Here is a 710-nt window from a genome sequence, read left to right on the forward strand (position 1 = left end):
GGAACATGCCGACGGAACCGATGGACAGCAGCCTGCGCCGCCCGACGCGGTCCACGAACATCATCGAGACCACCGTCATGACCACGTTGATGCCCGCGGTGATGACCGATGTGGTGAAGGACTGGGACTCGCTGAAACCGACGGACTTCCACAGCGTCGTCGAGTAGTAGAAGATCGCGTTGATGCCGACCAGCTGCTGGAAGGCGGCCATGATGATGCCGGCCCACACCAGCGGGTGCAGGCCGAAGCGTTCGCCGCGGATGTCCCGGAAGGAGCTGCGGTGCTCCTTGCGGAGCGTCTCGCGGATCCGGGCGACCTTCCCTTGCGGGTCGGGCTCGCCGCTGACCCGGCCCAGCACGGAGGCGGCTTCGTCGTCGTGTCCCTTGAGCACCAGATAGCGGGGGGACTCGGGGATCAGCAGGGCCAGCAGCCCGTAGACGGCGGCCGGGATGACGCCGACCAGGAACATCCACCTCCACGCCGGCATGCCGAACCACAGGTCGTGGGCGGCGCCCCCGGCCGCACCCGCCAGGCCCTTGTTCGAGCTGAGGACGACGAGCTGGCCGATGGTGATGGCGAGCTGCTGGAGCGAGCCGAGCGCGCCGCGGCCGGAGGCGGGCGCCACCTCGGAGATGTAGGCGGGCGCGATCACGGAGGCGATCCCGATGCCCAGTCCGCCGATGACGCGCCACAGCAGCAGATCCGGTACG

Annotated in this window: 1 protein-coding gene; it reads right to left on the minus strand. The window is 69.0% G+C overall.

The window, feature by feature from the left end; genetic code table 11:
* Positions 1-710 (minus strand): MFS transporter (locus CCN37_RS38400; protein ID WP_143262084.1); only part of this gene is annotated, 710 nt, incomplete at both ends.

The organism is Allokutzneria sp. NRRL B-24872 (assembly GCF_002155965.1).
Lineage (GTDB): Bacteria > Actinomycetota > Actinomycetes > Mycobacteriales > Pseudonocardiaceae > Allokutzneria.